Source organism: Pseudoalteromonas sp. SR45-5 (assembly GCF_014163565.1).
GTDB classification, from domain to species: Bacteria; Pseudomonadota; Gammaproteobacteria; order Enterobacterales; family Alteromonadaceae; genus Pseudoalteromonas; species Pseudoalteromonas distincta.
On the sequence record NZ_JACJDN010000254.1, the window covers coordinates 1 to 5,438 of the forward strand.

At 38.8% G+C, this 5,438-nt stretch carries 6 protein-coding genes; all 6 read right to left on the reverse strand.

Annotated elements, in window-relative coordinates; all coding sequences use genetic code 11:
* On the reverse strand, positions 1–497 hold a 497-nt coding region (gene lepB / locus H5072_RS10830; RefSeq protein WP_182693527.1), incomplete at its 3' end, for a signal peptidase I.
* 16 nt (positions 498–513) lie between these two features.
* Entirely contained in the window at positions 514–2,301 is a 1,788-nt protein-coding gene (lepA, locus tag H5072_RS10835; RefSeq protein ID WP_002958717.1) for a translation elongation factor 4, read from the reverse strand.
* Positions 2,302–2,576: 275 nt separating this feature from the next.
* Positions 2,577–3,026, reverse strand: a complete 450-nt coding sequence (locus H5072_RS10840) for a SoxR reducing system RseC family protein (RefSeq protein WP_024594973.1) — start codon at positions 3,024–3,026, stop codon at positions 2,577–2,579.
* A 20-nt stretch (positions 3,027–3,046) separates the two neighbouring features.
* Positions 3,047–3,997, reverse strand: coding sequence for a MucB/RseB C-terminal domain-containing protein (locus H5072_RS10845; protein ID WP_024594972.1), 951 nt, complete (start codon positions 3,995–3,997; stop codon positions 3,047–3,049).
* Between the two features lie 4 nt (positions 3,998–4,001).
* Positions 4,002–4,619 (reverse strand): sigma-E factor negative regulatory protein, encoded by a 618-nt coding sequence (locus tag H5072_RS10850; RefSeq protein WP_182693528.1) that lies wholly within the window; start codon positions 4,617–4,619, stop codon positions 4,002–4,004.
* Position 4,620: 1 nt separating this feature from the next.
* Positions 4,621–5,202 (reverse strand): RNA polymerase sigma factor RpoE, encoded by a 582-nt coding sequence (gene rpoE, locus H5072_RS10855; RefSeq protein WP_002958721.1) that lies wholly within the window; start codon positions 5,200–5,202, stop codon positions 4,621–4,623.
* Positions 5,203–5,438 lie beyond the last annotated feature (236 nt).

The window sequence follows — 5,438 nt, forward strand, 5'->3', positions numbered from 1 at the left end:
TGAATATATAAACGTTTATCGCGATAAACAATTTTATCGCCAGGTAAACCAATTGTACGTTTAATATAGTCAACATTTTCATCTAAAGGGTATTTAAAAACAACAATATCACCACGCTCAGGCTGCCCAATCTCAACTAATTGAGTACGCCAAACAGGGTCTTTTATTCCATATGAATACTTTTGTACTAAAATAAAATCACCTACTAATAATGTAGGCATCATTGAACCGGATGGAATTTGAAACGGTTCAAAGATAAATGATCTAAAAATAGTAATTGCTGCAATCATCGGGAAAATCGACTTTGCTGTTTCTGTTAGTACTGGTTCTGGTGCAATTAATGCCGCAGTTTCTTCATCTAACGGAGCTCCAGCAGACGTTTGCGCTATCGCTAAGCGCTCCTGCCTTTTTGGGGCGTACATTAAGTGATCTATTAACCATATTAAGCCTGAGCCTAAAGTTAATAACACCAATAAAACTGAAAAATAACCAGCCATTTATAATCCTTTGTTTTTATTTGCCAACTTTTAAAATAGCTAAAAACGCTTCTTGAGGCACTTCAACATTACCTACTTGCTTCATACGTTTTTTACCATCTTTTTGCTTTTTAAGTAGCTTTTTCTTACGGCTCACATCACCACCGTAACACTTAGCAATTACGTTTTTACGTAATTGTTTTACCGTGGTACGGGCAATAACATGTTGTCCGATAGCAGCTTGAATCGCTATATCAAACATTTGACGTGGGATAAGCTCTTTTAACGCATCAGCTAACTGGCGACCACGAGACTGTGCACCATCTCTGTGAACAATTATCGCAAGTGCGTCAACGCGCTCACCATTGATTAAAATATCAACACGCACCATATCTGATGTTTGAAAGTGTTTAAAGTTATAATCAAGCGACGCAAAACCACGGCTAGTTGATTTTAATTTATCAAAGAAATCCATCACCACTTCAGCCATAGGTAGCTCGTACGTTACAGCTACTTGCTTTCCGTGATAAGTCATTTTTGTTTGGCTACCACGTTTTTCAATACACAAAGTAATAACGTTACCTAGGTATTCTTGTGGTACCAAAATATTAGCTTCAACAATCGGCTCTCGAATCTCTACAATATCGTTTACTGCAGGCAAATCAGATGGATTATCAATCTGAAATGTACCTTCTTTAGTAACTATCTCATAGATTACCGTAGGTGCTGTTGTAATTAAATCAATATCGTATTCACGCTCTAAACGCTCTTGAATGATTTCCATGTGTAGCATACCTAAAAAGCCACAGCGGAAACCAAAGCCAAGTGCAGTTGAATTCTCTGGTTCAAAGAATAACGACGCATCGTTTAAGCTTAATTTATTAAGTGCATCACGGAACGATTCATACTCATCTGATGCAATTGGGAACATACCCGCATAAACCTGAGGCTTAATTTTTTGAAAGCCAGGTAAGCGAAGTGGAGCTGCATTTTTTTGATGAGTAATAGTGTCACCTACTGGCGCACCATGTATCTCTTTAATACCAGCAATAACAAACCCTACTTCACCTGTTCTTAAAATACCGGTGTTGGTTTGCTTAGGTGTAAACACACCTACTTGGTCGGCAGTATGTATATGCTCGTTCGACATTATTTTTATTTTGTCGCCAGTGCGTAATTCACCGTGCTTAATACGCACTAGTGATACAACGCCTTGGTATGGGTCAAACCAAGAATCGATAATAAGTGCTTGTAAAGGTGCATCTTTGTCGCCTACTGGCGGCGGTACATCTTTAACAATCATTTCAAGAACTTCGGCAATACCTACACCTGTTTTAGCGCTACACTGCACTGCATCAAGGGCATCAATACCAATAATCTCTTCAATTTCTTCTGCAACACGTAAAGGATCCGCTTGCGGTAAATCGATTTTATTAAGTACTGGAATTACTTCTAATTCCATTTCAATAGCGGTGTAACAGTTAGCTAGTGTTTGTGCTTCAACGCCTTGGCCTGCATCAACAACAAGCAACGCGCCTTCACAAGCAGCTAAAGATCGTGAAACTTCATACGTAAAATCAACGTGTCCTGGAGTATCAATGAAATTAAGTTGGTAGGTTTCGCCGTCGTTCGCTTTGTAATTCAACGTTACACTTTGCGCTTTAATGGTAATACCACGTTCGCGCTCAATATCCATTGAATCCAAAACTTGTTTTTGCATTTCACGGTCGGTTAAACCGCCACAAACTTGGATCAAACGATCTGAAAGGGTCGATTTACCATGGTCAATATGGGCGATGATCGAAAAATTACGGATATGCTTCATAAACTGGATTCTATACTTCTATTTTAATGGACTAAATATGAATACCTAAGTGACTTGAAAATACTTGCTTTAGGATGCCATAAGCTAAATTTGTATATAACAAACTGTACTTACGCTTTTTAAGATGGGTTACAACCATTTTATGTATTGAATAACAATAAGTTATATTTACTTAACTTAAATAATTCAGCCAGATAAAATAATTTAAAAAACCACGATTCCCTGTATTTCCAAGTTACTTTGGTATAAAACGGCAATTTTACATTTAATTGGCGTCAATCACCATCTATTTGAGTTAAAGGGATACTAATTGGGTGAATTTTTATAACTTTTATATCGTGCTTTAGAGATTTCACGCGAGTTTTAGCTATAAAAAAGCCAGTAACGCCACCTAGAGCAGCAGCTAAAATCTGCCAGCCTTCGGAAGCTATAAACAATTGCGCCGCAACAAATGCAAAAACAAGACTCAAAAGGAGCGGTAGCATGTAAACCGCAAAAGCATGCTTAACGACATGACTATCATCTAGTGACAAAGTGACCTTTTGCCCTATTTCTACTGAGGATTCAAATTTATAAGGAAAGGTTTTTTTTGCAGTGCCAAATAATTTACTAAACACTTGTGAGCCGCAACGACCATTGCAGCCTTCACAAGCTTGTTTTTGCTGTGCTTCTAAATGAGCAATGTGGCCATCGAGGGCCACAACAGTGAGGGTTTGTTCAATCATAACAATCCTTACGGAATCGTCTATAGTGCGCGAGTAACTGACTCTGCAATCGCTTTTGCGGTCATACTCGGTACATTACCAACAACCGATACATCAAAATTACCGCCATTATGCACATATACTGTCGTTGCACCAGAAGTGAGTGCTCCACTTAAACGCTTACCTGGTAATGGGCGCTGAATAAATACAGAAACCTCAACAAAACCATCAGAGAACAAGTAATAATCAGTTAATTCGTTATTTAAATCGAGCTTATGTCTATCTGATTTTAGCAACTCAAAGCCATCTGGTAACCAACTGATTTTCCAATTAGTGGCAGTACTATCTTCATTTATAAGTGCATTGTTTGGCAAAGGCGTTGGAAAGTTTCGATTGAGCACTTCAACTAGCATACCGGCTGGCTGCTCTGTCACACTAATATGTGTAAGCTGTAACTGCTCTAAGGCTTCACCTTCATGGTTAACGTACGCGGCTTTTAGTAACAACGACGATTCCATATCCAACCAAATCCAGTAATTATATTTATACTCGTCTTTAGATTCAATGCGAACAAGTTGCGCTGCACGCCCTGCAATACGTCCTTTTCCGCCTAGTACAAAATCATAATGCGCACTTAAGCGATCTATATCTTTAAAAAGTACTTCAGGGATTGGACCTGCTATTGAATCTGTTTTTAGAGAATATGGTTCAGACTGAGGTTCAAAATAAGTAACTTGATTATCGATACGGACCATTTCAAGCCCAGCACCGTTAAGTAAACTTAAATGCTCAAGTTCGGTGTCACCTTGTAAAGCATGCACCCATCGGTAGGGTTCCATTGTTTTACCTTTGACAACCACAAACGAGGCGTCAAAATTACGGGTGTGAACGGCATTAGCCATTTTGAGTAATAAATCTTTGGCAGGATTTGTGTCGTTGGCAAATGCATTAAAGCTTACTACCAACGACAGAACAAAAGTGATTACTTTCATTTAATTAGTTTTTTTCCTCAGACTCTTTGGTATTAGTTTGCGCTGTTTCTAAAGAATTCGCAACTCGTGCTTGGCGTTGATGCTCAAGAACTAACGCACCAATACGCTGTTGCTGTAGTTCACGTAAACCTTGCTCAGCATTTTCAAGCGCAGGCTCAGACGAATAACTTACTGGCGAGGCCATACCCGCTAGCGGTGTGGTTTGCAGTAATGGAATTTCACTTTGCTGCTCATTGTTACTTTGAGGAAGCGTATTAACGCCCACAATAGCAAACATCGCTACACTTGCTGCAATAGCTAATTGAGCAACTGGTTTGCGCCAATTAAAAGCGACTACTTTATTATCTTGTACTGTTTCAGTGATTGCTTGAGGCTGTGTTTTTGACTGACTAAAGTCAGTATAAACAGGCTCGCTTTCAAGTGCTAATGCAACGCGATCGCTAATATCAATATGTATGTCGTTATTATTTTTTTGAGCACGCATCGCATCACCAATTAACGCATAACGGCCAAACGTAGTTACATCTTGCTCTGCAATTTTTGCATCAGTTAGATGTTGCTCGCCATCAAGTAATGCCGATAACGCTTCGTTATCTAACTTGTTAAGGTGTGCTTTTGTCATACTAAGACTCGCCTATTAATGGGTTTAATTTGTTATCTATTGCTTCACGGGCACGAAATATACGCGAACGCACAGTCCCGACTGGGCAATCCATTACCACTGCTATTTCTTCATAGCTCATCCCTTCTATTTCTCTAAGGGTGATTGCGGTTTTAAGATCTTCAGGCAAACTATCAATCGTATTAAAAATAACAGCGCGTACTTCTTCGCTTAAAAGTAGGTTTTCAGGAGATGCATTCGATCGCATTGAATCTGCACAATCATAAAACTCGGCATCTTCAGCGTCTATATCATTTGCTGGCGGCTTACGCCCCTGGGCTACTAAGTAATTTTTAGCACAATTAACGGCAATACGGTATAACCACGTGTAAAAGGCGCTGTCACCTCTAAAGTTAGGAAGTGCACGGTAAGCTTTAATAAAAGCTTCTTGTGCTACATCAGCAATATCGCCTTGGTTAGATACATAACGTGAGATCAAACCTGCAATTTTGTTTTGATACTTCTTTACTAATAGGTTGAAGGCGTTTTTATCTCCTTGCTGGACCCTTTTTACTAGCACTAAATCTAATTCCTGCTCGCTCATTCGAGCCGGTACTCCTATGTCTGATTTTTGCTTGTTATTCATATTGTCGTCATTGTTCACAAATACTCTGACCTCTTTATGAATAAAAAGTTCTGCTTAATATTATTTTTTTATAAAATAGATGATAATAACGGCGCTAAGCCTTTAAAATCACTACGTAGTAGTATGACAAATATGATACAACTACAGATATTAAAAACAAATATTGCTCTATATGAGCATTGTAACCGCAAAGT